The sequence below is a fragment of the Marinobacter iranensis genome (assembly GCF_029207565.1).
Taxonomy (GTDB): domain Bacteria; phylum Pseudomonadota; class Gammaproteobacteria; order Pseudomonadales; family Oleiphilaceae; genus Marinobacter; species Marinobacter iranensis.
In genome coordinates this window covers 129,147-151,899 of the sequence record NZ_JANCMW010000008.1, presented here as the reverse complement: position 1 = coordinate 151,899, position 22,753 = coordinate 129,147, and the positions used below count along the sequence as shown (strand labels likewise).

Annotated in this window: 16 protein-coding genes; 10 read left to right on the top strand and 6 right to left on the bottom strand. The window is 56.8% G+C overall.

The window, feature by feature from the left end; all coding sequences use genetic code 11:
• The first annotated feature begins 101 nt into the window (after nt 1-101).
• The gene (locus NLU14_RS13715; RefSeq protein ID WP_275707461.1) at nt 102-3,680 is read left to right on the top strand and encodes a DUF6701 domain-containing protein; all 3,579 of its coding nucleotides are present in this window, start codon (nt 102-104) and stop codon (nt 3,678-3,680) included.
• A gap of 15 nt (nt 3,681-3,695) precedes the next feature.
• Here NLU14_RS13715 and ntrC read toward each other — a convergent pair whose 3' ends face one another.
• From ntrC to glnA, 4 genes are all read right to left on the bottom strand, one after another.
• The gene (gene ntrC, locus NLU14_RS13710; protein WP_275707459.1) at nt 3,696-5,123 is read right to left on the bottom strand and encodes a nitrogen regulation protein NR(I); all 1,428 of its coding nucleotides are present in this window, start codon (nt 5,121-5,123) and stop codon (nt 3,696-3,698) included.
• Entirely contained in the window at nt 5,120-6,202 is a 1,083-nt protein-coding gene (gene glnL / locus NLU14_RS13705; protein ID WP_275707457.1) for a nitrogen regulation protein NR(II), read from the bottom strand. The genes ntrC and glnL overlap by 4 nt, the downstream gene beginning before the upstream one ends.
• Nucleotides 6,203-6,530: 328 nt before the next feature.
• Nucleotides 6,531-7,061, bottom strand: coding sequence for a DUF4124 domain-containing protein (locus NLU14_RS13700; protein WP_275707455.1), 531 nt, complete (start codon nt 7,059-7,061; stop codon nt 6,531-6,533).
• Between the two features lie 174 nt (nt 7,062-7,235).
• The gene (gene glnA, locus NLU14_RS13695; protein WP_275707453.1) at nt 7,236-8,639 is read right to left on the bottom strand and encodes a glutamate--ammonia ligase; all 1,404 of its coding nucleotides are present in this window, start codon (nt 8,637-8,639) and stop codon (nt 7,236-7,238) included.
• 559 nt (nt 8,640-9,198) lie between these two features.
• On the opposite strand from glnA, the gene typA reads away from it, so the two are divergent.
• The 5 genes from typA (at nt 9,199) to NLU14_RS13670 (ending at nt 15,120) form a co-directional block, all read left to right on the top strand.
• Complete coding sequence (gene typA / locus NLU14_RS13690) at nt 9,199-11,010, top strand: translational GTPase TypA (RefSeq protein ID WP_275707451.1); 1,812 nt, start codon at nt 9,199-9,201, stop codon at nt 11,008-11,010.
• A gap of 100 nt (nt 11,011-11,110) precedes the next feature.
• Complete coding sequence (gene pip, locus NLU14_RS13685; RefSeq protein WP_275707449.1) at nt 11,111-12,073, top strand: prolyl aminopeptidase; 963 nt, start codon at nt 11,111-11,113, stop codon at nt 12,071-12,073.
• 87 nt (nt 12,074-12,160) lie between these two features.
• The gene (gene dtd / locus NLU14_RS13680) at nt 12,161-12,625 is read left to right on the top strand and encodes a D-aminoacyl-tRNA deacylase (RefSeq protein WP_275707447.1); all 465 of its coding nucleotides are present in this window, start codon (nt 12,161-12,163) and stop codon (nt 12,623-12,625) included.
• A 497-nt stretch (nt 12,626-13,122) separates the two neighbouring features.
• Entirely contained in the window at nt 13,123-14,160 is a 1,038-nt protein-coding gene (locus NLU14_RS13675) for a porin (RefSeq protein WP_275707445.1), read from the top strand.
• A gap of 102 nt (nt 14,161-14,262) precedes the next feature.
• A complete protein-coding gene (locus NLU14_RS13670; protein WP_275707443.1) occupies nt 14,263-15,120 on the top strand; it encodes a CYTH domain-containing protein in 858 nt (285 codons plus the stop codon).
• On the opposite strand, the gene NLU14_RS13665 is transcribed toward NLU14_RS13670, so the two are convergent.
• Nucleotides 15,121-16,296, bottom strand: a complete 1,176-nt coding sequence (locus NLU14_RS13665) for a potassium channel family protein (protein ID WP_275707441.1) — start codon at nt 16,294-16,296, stop codon at nt 15,121-15,123.
• 81 nt (nt 16,297-16,377) lie between these two features.
• Here NLU14_RS13665 and glnE point away from each other — a divergent pair, with 81 nt between their 5' ends.
• The 3 genes from glnE to NLU14_RS13650 all read left to right on the top strand — a co-directional run bounded on the left by glnE (nt 16,378) and on the right by NLU14_RS13650 (nt 20,740).
• A complete protein-coding gene (glnE, locus tag NLU14_RS13660; RefSeq protein ID WP_275707439.1) occupies nt 16,378-19,284 on the top strand; it encodes a bifunctional [glutamate--ammonia ligase]-adenylyl-L-tyrosine phosphorylase/[glutamate--ammonia-ligase] adenylyltransferase in 2,907 nt (968 codons plus the stop codon).
• Between the two features lie 87 nt (nt 19,285-19,371).
• Nucleotides 19,372-20,298 carry a branched-chain amino acid transaminase gene (locus NLU14_RS13655; RefSeq protein ID WP_275707437.1) on the top strand — a complete coding sequence of 309 codons (927 nt, stop codon included), beginning with the start codon at nt 19,372-19,374 and terminating at the stop codon, nt 20,296-20,298.
• Between the two features lie 37 nt (nt 20,299-20,335).
• Entirely contained in the window at nt 20,336-20,740 is a 405-nt protein-coding gene (locus NLU14_RS13650) for a DUF6165 family protein (protein ID WP_275707435.1), read from the top strand.
• Between the two features lie 78 nt (nt 20,741-20,818).
• Here NLU14_RS13650 and NLU14_RS13645 read toward each other — a convergent pair whose 3' ends face one another.
• The gene (locus tag NLU14_RS13645; protein ID WP_275707553.1) at nt 20,819-21,874 is read right to left on the bottom strand and encodes a glycosyltransferase family 9 protein; all 1,056 of its coding nucleotides are present in this window, start codon (nt 21,872-21,874) and stop codon (nt 20,819-20,821) included.
• 146 nt (nt 21,875-22,020) lie between these two features.
• Between NLU14_RS13645 and NLU14_RS13640 the strand changes: the two genes are divergently transcribed.
• A complete protein-coding gene (locus NLU14_RS13640) occupies nt 22,021-22,749 on the top strand; it encodes a 3-deoxy-D-manno-octulosonic acid kinase (protein WP_275707433.1) in 729 nt (242 codons plus the stop codon).
• Nucleotides 22,750-22,753: the final 4 nt, after the last annotated feature.

Here is a 22,753-nt window from a genome sequence, read left to right as displayed (position 1 = left end):
GCGTTGTGGCTCCGTCCGCTTGGGCGGCATCCTGTTCCGAGGTGTTCGGCGATCCTGATGGAGTTAATGGAAACCTGCAAGCGTCGGGCGATACCCTGGATTTGTCTGATACTCCATTCGCCGATAATCCCTGGCCTGCCTCAGGTACCACGCTTGCATCCGGGGATTATTACTTCCAGAGTGCCAACCTCGGCAATGGGTATCAGTTGAATGTTGCTGGTGGGGCTCAGGTTCGCATCTTCGTTAATGGTTCCCTGAACACCGGCAACAATATCGACCTCAATCCTGATGGTGACAGTGACCAGCTTTTGCTGGTTGTCGATGGCAATTTTTCGATGGGGAACAACTCCGAAGTCCGGGGACTTGTCTATGCGTCTGGGGCCATGACTGTGGGTAATAACGCGGATATTCTGGGTGGATTAGCCGCCGGCGGAAGTATCGCGATTGGTAACCAAGATCCGGTAGCGGACTACAGCGGCGTCGAAACCGGACTGCTTGTGGGATTGTGTCAGGCGCCAGTAGAGCTGTCTGCGAACGGGGAAAGCCTTGGGCCGGTCAGCGTTGAAGTGGGCGACGATGTCTTGCTAAGTGTTACCGGACGGGAGTGCCCACCAGTAGGGCCCTGGTACGCATACCAGGCTTGGGAGGATCGATGGACGATTGACGGGGAGCAGAGCCAGACTACGAGTACGGATACGTTATGTGAGCGTTCACCCGTTACACGGACAGTAACGTTCGATGAGCCCGGGGAATACGCTGTGAGCTTCCGGGCACAGTATCGGGAATGCGTTATCATCTTCGGCTGTGAGAGCTCCCCGCGATTTTTCGGGGCTGATGAAATTATCATTGAAGTGGTGGATCCGGCTGATGAGTTGACTTGTTTTGCCGACGAATTCTCAAGTGTCCTGGCGACAGGCGATTGGGTTGCGTCCGTTGCCAGCGGTCGTTTTGAACCATCTGTTGTGAACAACCGGTTGCGGATGACCGAAGCCGTCAGTAACCAGTCAACGGCTGCGACCCTGCAAAGGGAAATCCCCGGCGCAGGTAACCTCGTAATTCTGGAGTTCGACTATTACGCCTACGGCGGTAGTGGAGCTGACGGCCTGGCGGTTGTCCTGTCGGATGCCTCCATTACACCCCAGCCCGGAAGTTTCGGGGGCTCCCTTGGGTACGCCCAGCGCGACAATGGCGATCCGGGGTTTGCTGGCGGCTGGATCGGCATTGGGCTGGATGAGTACGGTAATTTCTCGAGCCCGACCGAAGGCCGTCAGGGCGGGCCGGGCTTCCGGCGGGATGCGGTTGCGATCCGGGGGGCTTATCAGGGCGGATATCGTTTTCTTCGAGGTACCGGCACGCTTGCCACCGGCATTGATCAGCCCGGCAATAATCCATCAGCTCACCGTTACCGGATTACGGTGGATTCCCGCAATGCCGGCGACGCCTTGGTGTCGGTCGAACGCGACGTAACTGGCACGGGGGACAATTTCCAGGAGTTGATAAGCTCATTCAATGCCTTGAATGAGCCGGGGCAACCGGACGTTCCTGAGAACTTTCTTCTTTCCCTCACAGGCTCTACTGGCGGCTCCACCAATATTCACGAGCTCGATAACATTGAGCTCTGTGCGCTTCAGCTCAATCCCGTTGGCGAGCAGGTCGATCATTTTGAAATCCTCCACGATGGGGTGGCGCTGACTTGCCAGCCGGAAACGGTCACCATTCGCGCCTGTGCCAACGAATCCTGCGACGAGCTGTTTACGGACCCGGTGGATGCTACCTTATGGCCCTCAGAGGGCTGGTTGGAGGGCAACCCCGTCACGATCGCCGGTGGCACCGGGCAGGCCACCCTGCAGCGCACCACAGCTGGCAAAGAAACCCTTGATGTCGTCGGTTCCGATCCATCCACCCGTCCCCAGGCAGTGACTCTGTGTCAGATCGGGTCCGGGAACCTTTCTGCCGACAACTGTACCCTGGAGTACGTTAACTCCGGCCTCGCATTCGATGTGCCGGACCTGATATCCCACAAGCCTTCCGGCCAGGTTCAGGTGCGGGCCGTGCGAAGGGACGATGACACCCAGGAATGCGTGCCTGCCTTTGAAAACGTGGAGCGAGGGGTGCAGTTCTGGTCCACCTACATTAATCCGGACGAGACCAATCGGCCGGTCAGCCGTGCGCTCGCTGTGGACGGTGTGGATGTGAGTGGCGATTCCGGAGCACCAACCACCATTGATCTGAGTTTTGGAGCTGGAGGCGTTGCTGAGGTTGAGGTTCGCTACCCGGACGCCGGTCGGATGCAACTGGATGGGCGTTACATCGGCTCCACCGCGACGGAAGATGAGGGCCTGGTGATGCGGGGATCAGATCCGTTCGTCAGCGTGCCAGCGGGCCTGTGTGTTCGCACCGGGGGCGAGTGTGCGGCCGGTGATTCCACATGTCCGCTATTTGTGAAAGCCGGGGAGGAGTTTGACCTTTCCGTCACCGCAATGGGCTGGCAGAGCGATGCTGATGGCGACCTCTGCGAGGGCAATCCGGTAACGCCAAACTTCCGCATGCTCAACATACCGCTGTCTTCGGCAGTGGTTGCCCCGTCTGGCGGGGTGGACGGCGCCGTCTCACCGGGGAGTTATTCCCATACCCGATCGGTGGATGCGACGGAAACCGTTGGTGCCCAAGTGTCAGAAGTGGGGGTGTTCAAATTCCTTGCAACGCCGAATGCCGGTGAGTATCTCGGCAAGACTGTTCCCCAAGGCGCCAGCGCCCCGACGGGGCGTTTTTATCCCGACCGATTTAACGTAACGATTGATCCGGGGGAGCTCGGAGCAACGTGTACGGTGGCAGCGCCGTTCTCCTATACCGGGCAGGACATTGAGTGGCTACTGGTGCCAAGCCTGGAAATAGAACCGTTATCCGTGCAGGGAACGCGAACCCTGAATTACACGGAGGACGGTTTTCAGAAGCTGGCTAAAGAAGATGTAATTCGAACCTTCCCGGAGGAGGACAGCACAGCACTGAACCGCGATGGCGATAACGTTGTCGTTAGTACTGATGTTTCTGGAGGTGATTTGGCGGTGGTCAGTTCCGGCCTCCTGCAGTTCGACTACGCTGCTAGCGATACTGTGCGCTATCTAAAGGTTCCTGAAGCTCGGGTAGCCTCCCTAACACCGCCACCTGCCTCTGGTCTTCCAGGCCCCTCGAACCACCGTCTGGTGTATGGCATTACCGCTATCACCGACGATGATGGCGTGAGTGCCGACGGTGCACCCTATCAGTTCTCGCCTACGGCGGCTTTTGAGATTCGCTACGGCAGGTTGTCCATGGACAACGTCTATGGCCCGGAGAACATCACCGAGCTGCTAATGCCCTTCCGGCTGGAGTACTGGAATGGGTCGCGGTTTGTGATCAATACGGCTGACAGCTGCACAGCCTGGACCACGGCCGACATCACCAGCCCGGCCGCGCACCACACATTGGCGGCAGGCTCGGGCAAATTCAGTGGTGGTGAGGTGGGTCCGTTAAGCCTGCAACCGGCCGGCTCCCAGGGCACGGACACCCTGACATGGGGCGTGGACGACTGGCTGAAGGATGATGTCGATGAAGACGGCACCTTGGACGCCCCCTCGGCGATGGCTACCTTCGGCGTCTATCGTGGCCACGACAGGGTTATTTACTGGCGGGAGAAATAAGGGAGAGGGGAGAGGTCATTCCTCCTCCCCCTCCGGATGATCCATTCCCAGCTCATTAATCTTCCGTGTCAGGGTATTCCGCCCCCAGCCCAGCAGGATGGAGGCATCGCGCCGGCGCCCGCCGGTATGCTTCAGCGCGGTCTCAATCATGATGCGCTCAAACTCCGGCACAGCGGTGTCGAGAATTCCCTTACGCCCACGCTTTAATTCCTGCTCGGCCCAGGTACGCAGGCCTTCCTGCCAGGTCTGGCCCGCGGCTGGTGCTTCCGCCTGTTGCATCAGCTCGGGGGGCAGGTCATCAATGTGTACTTCACGGCCACTGGCCATAACGGTCAGCCAGCGGCAGGTGTTTTCCAGTTGGCGGACGTTGCCGGGCCAGGGCAGGGTGGTGAGGTATTCCTCGGTTTCGGGGCGCAGCAGTTTGGTTTCCACCGCCAGTTCCCGGGCGGCGCGCTTGAGGAAGTGCCCCATCAGCCGCGGGATGTCTTCCCGGCGTTCCGCCAGTTTTGGCAGGTGCACCCGGATAACGTTCAGGCGATGGAACAGGTCTTCCCGGAAGGTGCCAGCCTGAACGAGTTTTTCCAGGTCCTGGTGTGTGGCGGCGATAATGCGTACATCCACCTTGATGGGCGTGGTGCCGCCAACCCGGTAGAACTCCCCATCCGCCAGTACCCGCAGCAGCCGTGTCTGGGTGTCGGCAGGCATGTCGCCGATCTCATCCAGAAACAGGGTGCCGCCGTTGGATTGTTCGAATCGCCCCTGTCTGGCGGCAGCGGCGCCGGTGAAAGCGCCTTTCTCATGGCCGAACAGCTCGGACTCGATCAGGTCCTTGGGGATGGCAGCCATGTTCAGCGCGATAAACGGGCGGCTGGCCCGTGGGCTGTGATTGTGCAGGGCCTGGGCCACCAGCTCTTTACCGGTACCGCTTTCGCCGTTGATCAGTACGGTGATGTTGGAGTGGGACAGCCGTCCGATGGCCCTGAAGACTTCCTGCATGGCGGGCGCTTCACCAATGATTTCGGCGTTGCGTTGAGTGCTTTCTGCCTGCGGCTCCGAGGAAGCCCTGCGTTCGTGACTGTGGGCGACGGCCCGCTTTACGAGAGCAACGGCGTCATCCACATCAAAAGGCTTGGGAAGGTATTCGAAAGCGCCGGTCTGGTAGCTGGTTACCGCGCTTTCCAGATCGGAATGGGCGGTCATGATGATCACCGGCAGATGGGGATGTACCTCGACGATCTGGGATAGCAGGGTGATACCGTCTACACCGGGCATGCGGATATCGCTGATGATGGCGTCAGGCTGCTCGTGTTCCAGCCTCATCATGATGCTTTCGCCACTTTCAAAAACCCGGGGTTGCATACCGGCCTGGTTCAGGGCGCGCTCCAGCACCCAGCGTATACTGCGGTCATCGTCAATTATCCAGACGTTTGCCGGTTGGCTCATTGCTTGTCCTCCAGGGGCAGGAAGATGATGAAGTCGGTTTTTCCGGGCTCGCTCTCGCATTCAACCAGCCCGTGATGTTGCCCGATAATGCTTTGGGTGATGGAAAGGCCAAGGCCTGTTCCGCTTGCCCGTCCGCTGATCATCGGGTAGAAAACGTTCTGCAGCAGATCCGGTGGTATACCGGGGCCGTTATCGATGACGTCCACGCGGCAGACAAGCCGATGGCGTTTATGGCCGATGGTGAACTGTCGCAGCGCACGGGTGCGGAAAGTGATGGTTGGTTGCTCATCGCCGGTCATCTCCGCCTGGTTCTCGAAGGCGGCTTCCATGGCATTGCGCGCAATGTTGAGGAAAGCCTGGATCAACTGTTCCTTGTCGCCCTGGAATTCCGGCAGGCTCGGGTCATAATCGCGCTGAAAGTTCAGCCGGCCGCGACTTTCGGCTTCAAGCAGGGTTTTGACACGCTCCAGGACCTCGTGAATGTTCGTGGGCGCCAGTTTCGGGGCCTTGTTGGGGCCGAGCATCCGGTCCACCAATGTTCTCAGGCGGTCCGCCTCGGCGATGATCACCTGGGTATATTCTTTCTGGTCTTCGTTGTTCAATTCCCGGTCCAGCAACTGGGCAGCCCCGCGAATGCCCCCGAGGGGGTTCTTGATTTCGTGGGCCATACCCCGGACCAGGATCCGGGTGGTTTCCTGCTGAGAAATGATGTCTTCTTCCCGACTGATCCGCAGTAGCCGGTCCCTTGGCTGTATTTCGATCAGAAGTTCGGTTGGTTCGAGGCTGATTGGCGATACTGAATAATCAACGGTCAGTCGCAGCCCGCTTGTCAGCACAAACTCAGCCTCGCGTCTGGTGTAGGACTGGCCGTTTTCGGCAGCGGCATGAAGTGTTTTCAGAGCCTCTTCCGAGTCAATCAGAATGTCGCTGATCGGAGTACCTTTGCTTCTGGTAATACTGGTTTCAAACAGGCTCTCTGCTGCCGGGTTCAGGTACTGGACTCGCAACCCTTCCCGTAGCACGAGTATGGCTGTGGTCAGGCTGTCCAGTATGCTTTTATATCCGGCTGGTATTGCCATGCGTTCGTCCCTTTTGATGGGCAATGCTGATTACCCAGGCAGTTTTGCAAAAAGCGAACCACATTGAATAAAAGTGGTGATGAACATGCGCATTTAGCGGGCATCCGGGATCGGCGCCTACCCACACGCGGTCGTGCAGTGAATCAGTATCATTGCGTAAAACCTGGCAACGAGGTTTCGCCCCGCGAATGGTCAGAGTATGGCTTTTTTATGGTGCGATCGCACCAATTTAGTGCGCCGGTGATTAAGGTGTTGGTGCGCTAACCGCTACAGGTCGGTGTTGGTTTGGGGCCCTGTTTCAGGGAAAGCGGAGCCCCGGAAGGGTGCATCAGTTTAGAACGCTTGGGCGGTGGATGGTAAATGTGATGGTTTCGCCACTCTTGACAGTAACGCCGTTGCTGTCGACGATATTAACGCCGGCGTCATGGGTGCCGCGAAAAACGTTGCGCACCATAACAGATCCGGATGTACTCTGGCCGACCGGTTGGCCATCAAGAGTCACCTCATACTTGTGGTTACTACGGAGGCCCGGTGAGCTGGTTACCCGGAACTCCACATCGCCACTTCCACTGTGGAAGGCTTGGTCGTCACCTGGCGCAAGGAAGCTGACGCTGTCATAGACGGAGCCTTCCTTTTTCACCTTTTCCCTCAGTCTTTCTGGCTCCCGAACCGCTTCTGGTTTTGGCAGGGTAACTGTGGTTACCGGTTTTACCTTGATCTTTTCCGCCCGCGTCCCCTCCACGGGTTCGTCGGTGTAGGTAACGTTGCCCTGGGCATCCACCTGTCGATAGACCTCAGCGGAGAGGGGGAACGCAGCGAAGGTGACAATGCCAGCAAGTAGTGCGAGCCGTGATTTCATAGATACAACCTGTGTGATTGTTTACCTGATTATCAGTGTCAGACCTGTGTATTTCAACGCCATTCCCCGGCAGCTTGGTTACATTCCGTTAAGGGTGTCCGGGAATGTGTGATCATACACAAAAAAGCCCCGCACAAGGCGAGGCTTCTCTGACTTCTGGTTTGAACAGACTGTTTAGCAGGAGTAGTAGAGCTCGAACTCGACCGGGTGTGTGGTCATGTTCAGGCGCTCGACTTCACTGCGTTTCAGATCAATGTAGCCACCAATCATGTCCTCGGTGAATACGCCGCCACGGGTCAGGAACTCGTGGTCGTTTTCGAGGTGATCCAGGGCTTCCTGGAAAGTCTCGGCAACGGTCGGGATGTTCAGGGCTTCTTCCTTCGGCAGATCGTACAGATCCTTGTCCATGGCGTCGCCCGGGTGGATTTTGTTCTGGATGCCATCAAGGCCAGCCATCATCAGGGCCGCGAATGCAAGGTACGGGTTGGCGGACGGATCCGGGAAGCGAACCTCAATACGACGGGCTTTCGGGCTGTTCACGTACGGGATACGGATAGAGGCAGAACGGTTGCGGGCGGAGTAGGCCAGCATAACCGGCGCTTCAAAGCCCGGAACCAGACGCTTGTAGCTGTTGGTCGACGAGTTGGTGAAGGCGTTGATGGTCTTGGCGTGCTTGATGATGCCACCAATGTAGTACAGGGCCATTTCGCTCAGGCCAGCATAGCCGTCGCCTGCGAACAGGTTCTTGCCATCCTTGTTCAGGGACATGTGTACGTGCATGCCGGAACCGTTGTCACCAACAACCGGCTTGGGCATGAAGGTGGCCGTTTTACCGTAAGCGTGCGCCACATTATGTACGCAGTACTTCAGGATCTGAACTTCGTCAGCCTTGCGGGTCAGGGTGTTGGCGCCAACACCGATTTCACACTGGCCGGCAGTACCTACTTCGTGGTGGTGTACTTCGATTTCCAGGCCCATGGACTCCATGGCGGCACACATGGCGCCACGCAGGTCATGCAGGCTGTCTACCGGTGGAACCGGGAAGTAGCCGCCTTTCACGCCCGGGCGGTGGCCGATGTTGTTGCGCTCGAAGTCTTCGCCGGATACCCAGGCGGCTTCTTCAGAGTACAGTTCGTACATCGCGCCCTGCATGTCGACTTTCCACTTGGCGGAGTCGAATACGAAGAATTCCGGTTCCGGGCCGAACAGCGCTCCGTCAGCGATACCAGTGGACTTCAGGTACTCTTCGGCACGACGGGCAACGGAGCGGGGGTCACGCTCATAACCCTGCATGGTAGACGGCTCTACGATGTCACAGGTGATGTTCAGCGTGGTTTCTTCAGTGAAGGGATCGAGCACGGAGGTGGTGTCGTCTGGCATCAGAATCATGTCGGATTCGTTAATGCCTTTCCAGCCGGAGATTGAAGAGCCGTCGAACATCTTGCCGTCGCTAAAGAATTCCTCGTCCACCTCGGTGGCCGGCAGGGTCACGTGCTGCTCTTTACCACGGCTGTCAGTGAATCTCAGGTCGATCCATTTGACTTCGTGTTCCTTGATCAGGTCAATCGTCTTGGACATTGTGCATGCTCCGTCAGTTATCCCGCAGTGCGGGCGATTTCTGTGTACATTGTTGCCGGATCGTTCAGCAGTGCTGACTCCCGATCTTTCTTTCAGGTTGGGAAGCTTATCAAAAGCTGTTCCGACTTACCTGCAAATTCGGCTGCTTGGAGTGAAGCAATAGCCTTGCCAGTTTTTTGGGCGTGCTCCACAAGTGCGCAATTACAGGGTTCTCGGGCTGTTTTGGAGCGATAGACACCATAATGCTGACTTGATCGCCCCTTTGTGGTGCATTAAAAAGGTGCGCCCACCAGAGAAATGCATCAATTTGGTGCGATGGTGTTGGTGCCTCGATAGGCGTTTTTCTTCATATAAACGCAAGTGAGTTTGCTATATACTGCGCGCCACTTCATTTTAGCCCCGGATATTCAGCGAAAGCGCTGAGTCTCGTCAGGGTGCACCCGGGCTACCCGGCCTGGCAAATGAAATTCATTTTACGGATTTGAGACGGCATGTAAGGGGCTTTGCGCCTACTGAAGACCTCTCAGGTCATTCAGTGCATGCTGCAGGAATAATTGTTGTGATTGATAAACTTCGTAATATCGCCATCATCGCCCATGTTGACCATGGCAAAACCACGCTGGTGGACCAGTTGTTGCGTCAGTCCGGTACGCTGGATCGCAAAGAGCTCGAAAACGAGCGCGTCATGGATTCCAATGACCAGGAAAAGGAGCGCGGCATTACCATCCTGGCCAAGAACACCGCTCTGAAGTGGCACGACTACGACATCAATATCGTCGACACGCCGGGCCACGCTGACTTCGGCGGCGAGGTAGAGCGGGTGATGAGCATGGTGGATTGCGTGCTGCTGGTGGTCGATTCCATTGACGGCCCGATGCCGCAGACCCGCTTCGTAACCCAGAAAGCCTTTGATGCCGGCCTGCATCCGATTGTGGTGGTGAACAAGATTGACCGCCCAGGTGCCCGCCCGGACTGGGTAGTGGACCAGGTATTTGACCTGTTCGACAACCTGGGAGCCAGCGACGAGCAACTGGATTTTCCGATCGTGTTTGCCAGTGCTCTGAACGGCATCGCCGGGATGGATCACGAGAAGCTGGACGACAACATGGATGCGGTTTTCCAGGCCATTGTCGACCACGTGCCCGCCCCGAACGTCGATCGCGATGGTCCGTTCCAGATGCAGATTTCCCAGTTGGACTACAATAGCTTCCTGGGTGTTATCGGCATTGGTCGCATCATGCGCGGCAAGATCAAAACCAACTCCCCGGTGACGGCGATCGGTGCCAATGGCAAGAAACGCCAGGGCCGTATCCTCAAAATCATGGGCCACTCCGGCCTGCAGCGCGTTGAAGTCGACGAGGCGCAGGCCGGTGACATTATCTGCGTCAGCGGCATGGATGAGCTGTATATCTCAGACACGCTATGCGATCAGGCCAACGTTGAGGCGCTGCCTCCGCTGACGGTGGATGAGCCAACGGTGTCCATGACCTTCCAGGTCAACGATTCTCCGTTCTGTGGCAAGGAAGGCAAGTTCGTCACCAGCCGCAATATCAAGGAGCGTCTGGAGAAGGAATTGCTGCACAACGTCGCATTGCGCGTTGAAGAGGGTGAATCCGCAGACAAGTTCAAGGTATCCGGTCGCGGCGAGCTGCACTTGTCGGTGCTGATCGAAAACATGCGTCGCGAGAACTTCGAGCTTGCCGTGGGTCGTCCGGAAGTGGTTATCCGGGAGATTGACGGTGTCAAGCAGGAGCCGTATGAGAATGTCATCATCGACATTGAGGAGCAGCACCAGGGCGCCCTGATGGATCAGATGGGTCTTCGCAAGGGCGATCTGACCAACATGGTGCCGGACGGCAAGGGGCGTATGCGTCTTGAGTACACAATCCCGGCGCGGGGCCTGATTGGCTTCCGTAACTCCTTTCTGACCATGACATCCGGCTCCGGCATCCTGACGTCCACCTTCAGTCATTACGGTCCGATCAAGAGCGGCGATATGACCAGCCGCCAGAACGGTGTGCTGGTGTCGATGGCTACCGGTGCGGCGCTGACCTACTCGCTGGAAACACTGCAGAGCCGGGGCAAGCTGTTCCTGGATCCGGGACAGGAAATCTACGAAGGCCAGCTGTGCGGTATTCACAGCCGTGACAACGATCTGGTGGTCAACCCCACCAAGGGCAAGAAGCTGGATAACATGCGCGCCTCCGGCAAGGACGAAGTCATCGCCCTGGTGCCGCCCATCAAGTTCACCCTTGAGCAGGCGCTGGAGTTCATCGACGAAGACGAATTGGTTGAAGTGACACCCAAGTCGATCCGTCTGCGGAAAAAACATCTGACCGAAAATGAGCGCAAGCGCGCCCATAAGAAGTAATCTACAGCACTCGAAATCGAGGGGCAGGTCAGGTGTGACCTGCCCCTTTTTTGTTCACTTCAGCTAAACTCCGTTTAAATCCTTTTTTCCGGAGCGCTTCATGCTCACCCTGTACCCCGATATCAAACCCAATGCCCAACATCGCATTGCGGTTGACCCACCTCACGAACTCTACGTTGAAGAAAGCGGTAACCCGGATGGTATCCCTGTGCTCGTTGTCCATGGCGGCCCAGGTGGCGGATGCGAGGATTATCACCGTCGTTTTTTCGATGCCGAGCGCTACCGGATTATCCTGATGGACCAGCGAGGTGCGGGCCGATCAAGCCCGTTGGCGGAGTTTGAGGGAAATACCACGCAAAAGCTGGTGGAAGACATGGAGACGGTACGAGTCTTTCTCGGAATCAGTCAGTGGATACTGTTTGGGGGAAGCTGGGGTTCCACGCTCAGTCTGGTCTACGCTCAGTCACACGCAGACAGGGTGCTTGGCCTGGTGCTTAGAGGGATCTTCCTGTGCAGGCCCAGGGATATCCACTGGTTCTATCAGGAAGGAGCGAGTCGCGTATTTCCTGACTACTGGCAGGATTTTCTGGCCCCGATTCCGGAAGATGAGCAGGGCGATCTTGTCACGGCGTACTACCGTCGCCTGACCAGCAATAATGAGCTGGAGCAGATCCAGGCCGCCAAGGCGTGGTCCATATGGGAAGGCCGGTGTGCCACCCTGCACCCCAATCCGCGGGTGGTGGAACACTTTGGTCATCCTCATGTGGCCATCGCTCTGGCTCGCATCGAGTGCCACTACTTCATGAACAATGCGTTTCTGGAGGACAATCAGATTGTCCGTGATGCGGCCCTCCTCAGGGATATTCCAGGCATCATTGTCCATGGCCGATACGATATGGTTTGCCCGCTGGACAACGCACTGGCGTTGAGCCAGGCCTGGCCTGAGGCGGATCTCAGGATCATCCGCGATGCGGGGCATTCGGCGTCCGAGCCCGCGATTATTGACGCCCTGATGCGTGGTGTCGACGAAGTCGCTGCCAGGTTCGACGACAGCGCTGAATAATCCACTTTTCACTTGAAGAAGGTTGCGGTTCGCCTGTTGCGTGGATAAACTCCGTCTCGAAATTTGAGTCCTTCAGCAGGGAGCTTAATGAAAGGGCTGATACAGCGAGTTACCCACGCAAGCGTCACCGTCGACGATGAGACCATCTCGGAGATCCCCGCAGGGCTGTTGCTGCTGCTTGGCGTCGAAAGATCGGATGATTCCGGGGCGGTACAGGATCTGTGTCGGAAAATACTTGGTTATCGGGTTTTTTCCGATGACCAGGGACGGATGAATCGCAGCCTGCTTGATACAGGCGGCTCCCTCCTTGTTGTTCCCCAGTTTACACTTGCTGCCGATACCCGATCGGGGTCTCGCCCCGGCTTTTCTGCTGCTGCGCGTCCGGATCATGCGCAAGCGTTGTTTCATGAGTTTGTGGCGTTATCTGAAGCGCATTTGGGCGCAGGACATGTTGGCCAGGGGCAGTTTGGTGCGGACATGAAGGTGGCATTGGTGAATGACGGGCCGGTAACCTTTCTTCTGGAAGTTGAAGGTGCGCCCGGACGTGGTTAATAGGCCGCCTCACTATGACGCAACGGAACTGTTGTTGGTCTTTTCTGGTGCAGTGATGGCCGGGGCCGCTGTTCTTCAATATGCCTGTGATCGGGTCAAGTTATTTTAAGGTGATGTTTTTTAAAAAATAAAGCTATCCTGGCCTCGGAATTGAAAGTGAGTGATACGGAAGCGAGTAACACGATCTGACATAAATAAATTCCCTTTTAATTCCAATTGAGCTAAAAAGGCCCGATTAAAAATTTGCAAACCTGAGATCATTGTATTAAAACAGGTTCATCACGCAGCGCCTTAAGAAGACGCTGTAAGTGGCTGAGCTGAAAAGAAGCTGGCAAGCTCTTTGCAAAAAGAAGAAAAATGGATTGTTATGGCCTTGTCACAAAATTGACATGGTCAATACACAGAATAGGGCTCAACCAGCCCGACTGGTGAAGTCTGAAGAGCGGGAACCTAACCCGACGCTAAAACCTGAGTTAACTCAAAAAGGAAGACGCAACATGAAAAAAACGCTCATCGCATCTGCTATTGCAGCCGCAACTTTCTCCGGCAGCGCGCTGGCACAGACCACCGCTTCCGCTTCCGAGCTGGCAGCGCGCATGGATTCCATGCCGACCGTTTACGGTAACATTCAGTATGCTATCGCCCATGACAACATTGACGGTGGTCCTTCTTCCCTGGAGCATTTCGATAACGGTTCAACTCTGGGCGTGAAGCACGACCATGAGATTGCTCCGGGCATCACTGGTTTTTTCAAGCTTGAGCTGGAAGGCCTGGCCGCTGACGACAAAGATCAGGAATCCGGTCTTGAAGATCTCGACGAAGCCTATATCGGTGTGAAAGGCGACAGCTTTGGTCAGGTGTGGGTCGGTTCTGACGACTCTACCTACGAGCGCGCCGTTGACGAGATCTCCCAGTACTATGAAGTTGCTACCTTGAACATCGGTGCGGACTACACCACCGGTGAAGGCGACCTGGTTCAGTATATGTCTCCGTCTTTTGGCGGCCTGAGTCTGTGGGGCGCTGTTCAGATCAATGGCGACGGTGACGATGCATCTTTGCCCGATAAAGGCGGCGACAAGTCCTATCCTTACCAGCTGGCTGCTGTCTATGAAATGGACGCACTGGAACTGGCTGTTGCCATGGACTCCAACGACGGTGGTTCCTCTGCAAACAACGAGAATACCTACGGTCTGCGCGGCAGCTACGACGCTGGAGCTCTGCGTGTCACTGGTGAGTACCACACCACCAAGGACGCGTCTGACACTTACGGTGTGATCGGCTACTACACCGTTGGCGCAAACCAGTTTGCCCTGTCCTACGAAATGAACGTAGCTGACGACGCTGACGACACAGAAACCTCTACTGTGACCCTGCAGGCTCTGCACAACCTGTCTGATCACATGTACGTTTACTTCGAAGGCTACCTGGGTGGCGGTGACGAAGTTTATGGCTATGATCTCAACGACGACGGCACTGATGACGCTTTCTCTGACGAGCGTTCCATTGCCTCTGTTGGTGCTGTCTACTACTTCTGATCAGCTAACCAGCTAGTCACTAAGTAGTCGGAAACCGGCGGCCTTCGGGCCGCCGGTTTTTTTATGTATGCTGATATCAAATTTCCCATGGCAGGAGGGGCGATGGCCCAGGAACTGGAAATCAAGCTCAGCGTGGCGCAGTCTGATCTCGACCGGGCCGTTGCCTGGTTGCTAAGCCAGCGAAATACCCATGCGCAAGAGACCCTGCAGTTGGGTAACACCTATTACGACACGCCAGGTGGAGATCTCAATAGGCAGAAAATTGCCCTGCGAATTCGCAGAATGGGCGACAAGTACATCCAGACTCTGAAAACCCGCGGCGAATTCGCGGACGGTGCCCACCGTCGGCAGGAGTGGGAATGGCCGCTGATTGGCACAAAACTCAACATGGGGCTGATTGCGGATACGCCCGTGGGGCAGAGTGTGAACCTGGCCGAACTGCAACCGGTGTTCGAGACTAACTTTCAGCGCCGCGTGATTATGATTGAGCAGGGCGAGAGCTTGATTGAGGTGGCTATTGATTCTGGTGAGATCGTGGCAGGAGGCAAGTCGTGCCCACTTAATGAGATTGAATTTGAACTCAAGGCCGGGAATGAATCGTTGCTGCTGTCCTGGGCCAGACGGCTGGCGGATGAAGTGCCGGTGTTCCTGAATCTTGTCAGCAAGGCTGAACAGGGGTATCACTTGGCCGGCCGGTATCGTCCGGTTCCTGAAGTAGGGAGGGGGTCAGAGCTGGCAGTAAATGATTTTTTGTTTCTCCTGAGCGTGTCATGGCTGACCGGCCAGCCGGTTCCGGTTGATGAGGAAGACCTCGGTGCGATTGGTCGATTGGCAGGTGAACGCGGCGTCTATGTGCATTACCAGCGAGTGGTCCGTTCGTTGATAAGTGGTGTCGCTGTCAACGATGTGGAGTTGCGCAAGGAGCTTGGGCAGCTCCAGTTGGCGATTGCGGGGGCGTAGTTACGAGTCTGCCGTCTTGGCTGTGCTGGCTTCTTCCTCCAATACCTGGTTATGGAGTTCGTGCCATTTTCTTATGAATTCGCGGTAGTGGGCCAGGGCTTCTTTCACCATCTCGACGTCCGGTGTTTCAACAGACTTCACCAGTACGATCAGCCCCTTGCCTTCAATTTCTTCATCAGCGGGTGGGTGGCAGACTACGTCGTTGTTCTCGTCAATATAGGCCAGTGCAGTGCCGATGCCATGACGAATGAGAGCGCTGACGATGTCCGCCCAGGTCAGATCGTCCAGATCGATTTCGTAGCGATGGGGGTGGTCGTGCTGATAGTTGAAGAGGTCTTCCAGTACTTTTTCTGACCCGGGTGCAACCACGGAGCGCACCATAATCTCCGGATAGGTTCGAACCGGTCTGATCACAGTGCGAACCCCCACTGCGGTAAAGCGGCCACGGTTTTCATCCCGAACACATTCCACCGTGACTTTCTGCCCGAGGTTGGCTTCACTGAGCCGGTGGGCAATGTCAAAAGTCAGGCTGTCGGAGGAAGGGTCCGACTCGTCGGCTGCCAACACGATGATATGCCGGGCACCTCCGGCGTGAACAGCCTTCAGTGCGGCCGGGTCGCTACCGGAACCATGGAAGTGCACCAGGCCGTTGTCCGACAATTCAGGAGGCAGGCCGGAGGGAAACTGCCGGGTCAGTATCATGATTGGAACGGTTTCATAGCCCGGCACGGCCCGCACCTGGGAAGCAAAGCGCGAAAAATACTGTTCGCCGCCGGTCTGTGGCGTGTTGATGATCACGATGTGGTCTTTCATGGCGTATATCCAGCGTCCGGTTAAGATACGTTCCCGGCGATAGAACCGGTATTCAATATAATCACTGACGATCAGTGTTAACAGAGTGATTGCCCCAATAAACATGACGAAGATGGTGCTGATTCTGCCTATATAGGTCTCTGGTGCAAAATCACCGTAGCCCACTGTTACCAGCGTGGTCATGGTCATCCACGTAGACTCGAACAGGGTGAGATCCTCAACCAGCCAGATAAGCGTTATCTGGGCAGCCAGCAGCCCTCCCAGAATGGTGAAAAGCCGCTTGATGCGGGACCGGATAATCCCGGACATGGGGAGGTGGGAAAGCTGATGTTCCGGGTTCAGCGGCCGGCGATTCCTCTGCATCGGTGTCCTTACAACGGTTCAGTCGGGGGAGAGTTCGTTATACAGTACGGGAAATATAACAGAGACACAGGGGTTTGCATTATGTCCGAGCCTTGGCGCTCCTTACCGAAGGTGTTGGCTGACGAGGTTGGTGGAATTTGGCCTTCGGTGTTTCCCGAGGGTGTGCCCGAATACCTGAGTGGCTCTGGTGGTGTTTCCGATGATGATGCGGCCCAGGCTATGGCCCGTAGTCTGTTTCTGCGACAAACCCTGGAGCGTCATTCAGGGCAGGTGGCATCGTTGTGCCGGTCCCGGCCGCTGACGGAGCCTACAACCCCTGATTATCTGCACCAGCGCTGGCAGGAGTTCCTTGCGGATGTGACTGATGAAAGTAGCCTCCACATTGCGTTGAGGCGCTTCCGGATGGAAATCCAGTTCCGGATTATCTGGCGGGACCTGATGCGTTGGGCGGATCTGGCCGAAACCATGACGGCTGCCAGTGCCTTTGCCGATACCTGCATCCAGGGTGCTCTGGACTGGTTGTATGACGACACCTGCGAGCAGTCAGGAACCCCCTGGGGAATTAATCCCGCCACAGGCAAAGAGGGCCCGCAGCCGTTGATTGTCCTGGGCATGGGCAAACTGGGCGGGCACGAACTCAACGTTTCTTCCGATATCGACCTGATCTTCGCGTTCCCCGGCAAGGGCGAAACCCGTGGTGGGCGCCGTTCGATTGATAATCAACAGTTCTTTATCCGACTGGGGCAGCGACTGATTCAGGCACTGGACCAGATCACCGCTGACGGCTTCGTGTTCCGCGTGGACATGCGTCTGCGCCCTTACGGGCAAAGTGGGGCGCTGGCCCTGAGCTTTGCTGCACTGGAAACCTATTATCAGGATCAGGGCCGGGACTGGGAGCGCTACGCCATGGTCAAGGCCCGGGTCGTGGCTGGGGACCAACAGGCCGGGCAGGTGTTGATGGACAGCCTGAAGCCCTTTGTCTACCGCAAGTACATTGATTTCAGCGCGTTTGAATCCCTGCGCAGCATGAAGTCCATGATCAGCCGCGAAGTGCGTCGCAAGGGTCTGGAAAACAACATCAAACTCGGCAATGGGGGTATTCGCGAGATTGAGTTCGTGGTCCAGGCGTTCCAACTGATTCGGGGTGGCCGTGATCGGGAGCTGCAACAGCGGGAACTGCTGGTGATCCTGAAAGAACTTGAGGAGTTGGAATTGCTGCCACCACAGGTGGTGAAAGAGCTGAAGGCCGCTTACGTCTTCCTCCGCAATCTGGAGCATGCGCTTCAAGGTATGGAGGACAAGCAGACCCAACTGTTGCCCGAAGACGACCTCTCCCGGGCCCGCGTTGCGCTGATAATGGGGTTTGACGACTGGGCCGCCTGTGTTGCGAAGCTTGAGCAGCATCGGGAGAAGGTGGCTACCCACTTCGCGGATATTATCGCCATCGAAGATGAAGAGCACGAAACAGCGGTGCTTGATGAGGGCTGGCAGGAACTCTGGCTGGGGGAAATGGATGAGGAGGCCGCAACGGTCTGGCTCCGTGAGCAAGGCTTTGAGGACCCGGACGGCAGTCATTCCGCCCTGAGTGAGCTTCGCGGAACACGTACCCTGCAAACGCTGCAAACCCAGGGGCGGCACAGGCTCAACAAGTTCATGCCGGTGTTGCTGGAAGCGCTTACTCACGTGGAAGGCCCGTCCCAGACCTTGTCGCGAGTGCTGCAACTGGTTGAAGCCATTCTTCGCAGGACCGCCTACATGGTGCTGCTGCTGGAAAACCCCGGGGCGCGTGCCCAGTTGGTCCGCCTTTGCAGTGAGAGCCCCTGGATTGCCAGCCAACTGGCGGAAACACCTCTTCTGCTCGACGAGCTCCTGAACGCAGAGAGCCTCTACAAGCCCCCGGCGAAAACCGAGCTCCAGGACGACCTGCGCCAGCAAATGTTGCGGATTCCCTACGAAGATCTTGAAGAGCAGATGGAAACCCTGCGGCACTTCAAGAAGGCTCACATCCTGCGGGTGGCTGCTTCGGAAATCCGCGAAACCCTGCCCTTAATGAAAGTCAGTGACTATCTGACCTGGATTGGTGAGGTGGTGCTGGACCATGTGGTGGACGTTGCTTTTGCCAACCTGGTCAGCCGCCATGGTTATCCCCGGCGCAAGGACGGCTCTGTCTGTGATACCGATTTCGCCATCGTTGGGTACGGCAAACTGGGTGGTATCGAGCTGGGCTACACCTCGGACCTGGACCTGGTCTTCATCCACGATGCCGACCCTGAGCAGTCGACGGATGGTGACAAGCCCATCGACAACGCGGTGTTCTATACACGGCTGGGCCAGCGCATTGTGCATATCCTTAATACCCAGACGCCTTCCGGTCAGCTCTATGAAGTGGACATGCGCCTGCGCCCGTCCGGCAGTTCGGGACTGCTGGTCAGTACCCTGGCCGCCTTCGAAAAGTACCAGCGCAATGATGCCTGGACTTGGGAGCACCAGGCCCTGGCCCGCGCTCGTGGCGTGGCCGGCTGCAGGGAAACGCTGGAAGCCTTTGAAAAGCTACGCGCCGACATACTGTGTCAGGCCCGGGACCGGGATAAGTTGCGGGAGGAGGTGGTCGGCATGCGCGAGAAAATGCGTACGGCGCTGGGCACGCCACACACTGAGGGTAAAGAGCCAGAGGTTTTCCATATCAAGCATGACTACGGCGGCATTATCGATATCGAGTTTATGGTGCAGTACCTGATGCTGGCCTGGTGCTCCGAACATCCAGAACTGACTCAGTGGTCCGATAATATCCGTCAGATGGAAGAGCTGGGCCGGGCCGGGGTTTTGCCGGTTGAAGATACGGAGAAATTGCGCGAGGCCTTTATTACCCTGCGGTCCACCATTCACCGGCGGGCATTACAGAACCTGAACAGCCAGGTGGCGGGCGATGCGTTTCCCGACGAACGTGACTACATTCAGAGTATGTGGAAACGGGTGATGCTGGGTTGATGAAAGGGCGATGACGCCTCTTCGTAAGCCCGGGTTTTCCTGCTAGAATGCCGGTTTCCCGAAAAGAGCGCTTTAGGAGCAGAAACAATGTCGATGGCTGATCGCGATGGCCTGATCTGGCTGGATGGTGAAATGGTTCCCTGGCGGGAAGCCAAAACTCATGTGCTGACTCACACCCTGCATTACGGCCTGGGCTGTTTCGAAGGTGTGCGTGCCTACAGCACAGAGAAGGGCGCCGCGATTTTCCGCATGAAAGAGCATACCGATCGCCTGTTCCGCTCTGCCCATATCCTCAACATGACCATGCCGTTCAGCAAGGATGAGCTCAATGCCGCCCAGTGTGCCGCGGTACGCGAGAACAATCTGGACGAAGCCTACCTGCGCCCGATGGTGTTTCTCGGCTCTGAAGGCATGGGTTTGCGTGCCGACAACCTGAAGGTTCACGTAATGGTGGCCGCCTGGAGCTGGCCGTCGTACATGTCCCCGGAAGCGAAGGAACTGGGTATCAAGGTTCGTACGTCGTCCTACACCCGTCACCACGTCAACATCACCATGTGTAAGGCGAAGGCCAACGGCAACTATATCAATTCCATGCTGGCCCTGAACGAGGCCATCGCCAGCGGCTGCGAAGAAGCCCTGCTGCTGGACAATGAGGGTTATGTGGCGGAGGGTTCCGGCGAGAACATTTTCATCATGCGTGATGGCATTCTGCATACTCCAGAGCTGACTTCCTGCCTGGAAGGTATCACCCGCCAGACCATCCTGGATTTTGCCAGGGAGCTGAACATTCCGGTGAAAGAACGCCGCATAACCCGGGACGAAGTCTACGTTGCGGATGAAGCCTTCTTTACCGGCACTGCTGCCGAGGTGCTGCCGATCCGTGAACTGGACGGCCGTGTAATCGGCGCCGGCAAGCGCGGCCCGCTGACCGAGAAGCTGCAGGGCATGTATTTCGACGCCGTGAAGGGCAAGAGTGCAGCGCATTCCCACTGGCTCACAGCGGTCAACGGCTAACGCCGTGCTCCACTAACAACACCTGCAGGACGAGCAAATGGCAGACGTTATCAAAGTGCCGGTCTCCTTCGGCGAAGTACTGGACAAGATCACCATCCTGGAGATCAAATCCGAACGGATTGCAGACCCCGAGAAGGTCAGGAACGTTCGTCTGGAACTGGACGAGCTGAGCGCCACCTGGAATGAAGCCGTACAGGACCAGGCGGCAATTGCCGATCTGCGCACCCAACTGAAGGCGGTCAACGAAGAGCTCTGGGAAATCGAAGACGACATCCGTGACCAGGAAGCCGCTCAGGACTTCGGCCCGAAGTTCATCGAACTGGCCCGCGCCGTTTATGTCACCAACGACAAACGCGCCGCCATCAAAAAAGAAGTTAACCTGGCGCTGGGTTCCCGCTTCGTAGAAGAAAAATCCTACCAGGACTACACTGCCCGCAAGTAACGGCCTCTCTACCCGTAGGCCGGAATAACGTAGGTCGGATTAGCGCAGCGTAATCCGACAACCCAGCCGGCGCCGAACTCAAAGCTTCGCCGCCGGCCCCTTCTTACCTTGAACCTCAACCCACCGATCCAACATCCCCGTAACATCCTCCACCGAAACCAACTCCATTGCCCCCTCAAACTCTGCCTTTGCCCCCCAGCGAGCCTCCTCCACAGTTTTCCCCGTAAACCGCTCCAGTGCCTCCGGATAACGATTGACACACCACTCAAGCGAATTGTAAGGCCCGGAACGGTAAGGATTACTGGCCGCATAAATACCAAGTACATCAGTACCCAACGCGCTGGCAATATGCGTCGGCCCGGTATCCGGAGCCACTGCAAGGTCCGCACGCTCCAAAAGGGCCGCGAGCTGTTTCAGCGTATCCTTGCCACAAATGTTGTGGGCCTGCTCTTCCATAGTGCTTTCAATCGCAGCGCAGAATTCCGCCTCAAAAGGCGCCGGACTCCCCACCAGAATCACCTTCATGCCATGAACACGAATCGCATGATCCGCCAACCGGGCATAACGCTCCGCCGGCCAGTTGCGGAGGGTGTGGCTGGCACAGGGGCTGATAACCAGGTTCTTTCGATCCGTCGCCAGTTGGTTGCGGGCAAACTCATGATCCTCTGGAGCAAGGGGTATGACCCATTTTGGTGCGGCCGGTTTCAGACCAAGTGGCTCCAGAAAGCTCGCCAGACAGTCCCGCACATGCTGTTGCGGTGCAGGCGCAATTCGCCGGTTGATAAACAGGCTGTGCAAATCCTTGCTGCGGGCCTTGTCATAACCAACCTTCACCTTGGCCGGAATCATTGCTGCCGCCAGGTTGGCCCGGAATGCCACCTGCATGTGCAAAAGTACATCAAAATTTCGGTTTTTCAGGGTGTTGCGCAAGGCCATATAGCCCTTGCGGCCTGCCTTTTTGTCGAAGATGACGAATTCCACACCGGGCAGGTCGCCAATCAGTTTGGATTCAATCTTGCCGATCACCCAGGTGATCTTCACGTCGGGCAACTGCTCCTGAAGGCTCAGTACCACGGGGATAACATGGGTAATGTCGCCAATGGCAGACAGGCGTAATATGCAGATGGAGTTGATCAAGTTACGGTCCGTTTCCAATCTTTAACTGCTGGATGTGGAGCCGGGCGGGGCTCGTTGGTAAACTGAGCGCCATTCTAGCCTACTGGGCTTTTAACGTCTTTACCCGGGAACCCATGGTTTGCCGGGCCGAGGGTACCGATCTTTTGACATTGGCAGCGGGCAGTCACTCAGGTTCCGGAAACTCATTACTGCTGGTAGCGCCGGAGTATGACGGGGTTACCGCGTCCTGGTTTTTCCCTGACTTCTGGGAGGGCCAGGCAAAGCCCGTCACCTCGGGTGGGCGCGGCGGTGCCTGGTTTATCGATACGGAATCTTGCGGCATGGTGCTTCGTCATTACAGGCGAGGTGGCCTGATGGCCCGATTGGCGGAAAAGACATACCTGTTCACCGGTTTTGATCAGGCCCGGTCACTGGCGGAGTTCCGATTGCTGGGCCGGCTTCGGTCCCTGGGCCTTCCGGTGCCCGAAGCGGTCGCTGCCATTGCCTGGAAATACCGACTGTTCTGGTATCAGGCCGCTATACTGGTAAAACGAATACCGGGTGCCGTTACGTTTTCCGATAGCCCCCGCCTGGGCGATGAATTGCTTTGGGAACAGTTAGGGCAGGTTATTCGCCGTTTTCACGACAACGGACTCGACCATGTTGACCTGAACTGCGACAACATCCTCGTGGCGGAAGGGCAGATCTACCTGATCGACTTTGATCGTTGCAAACTGGTAGCCGAGAGCGACAATGAAGCAGATTCAGCATGGAAGCAGCGTAATCTTGAACGACTTCACCGTTCTGTCAGGAAGCGGTGTCCAGCCTTATCCTCATCACAACGGGAGAATCTCTGGCAACACCTTTTTCAGGCCTACCACCGCCAGCCATGATGCC